The organism is Bacillus sp. SIMBA_005 (genome assembly GCF_046535585.1).
GTDB lineage: Bacteria > Bacillota > Bacilli > Bacillales > Bacillaceae > Bacillus > Bacillus pumilus.
The window spans coordinates 1-263 of record NZ_JAWRWI010000584.1; the positions used below are offsets into that span (position 1 = coordinate 1).

Genomic DNA, 263 nt, shown 5'->3' on the forward strand with positions numbered 1-263 from the left:
ATATTCAAATTCCATCGTTTTCGCATTATAGATAGATACCCCTGTTACATCAGATGGCAGCAAATCAGGAGTGAATTGGATTCTTTTGAAATCAGCGCCGATTGACTTTGCCAGCGCGCGGACCATCATCGTTTTTCCGACTCCGGGTACATCCTCAAGCAGTACATGCCCTTTGGCAAGAAGGGCTGCTAAGCTGAGTATGGCGATGTCTCGTTTTCCAACCATTACTCTATTAATATGTTCAACTGCTTTCCCCAGCAAAG

1 protein-coding gene is annotated in these 263 nt (G+C 44.9%); it reads right to left on the reverse strand.

Going from position 1 to position 263, the window contains the following annotated elements:
• On the reverse strand, nucleotides 1-261 hold a 261-nt coding region (locus tag SB660_RS21395; protein ID WP_410584413.1), incomplete at its 3' end, for an AAA family ATPase.
• Nucleotides 262-263: the final 2 nt, after the last annotated feature.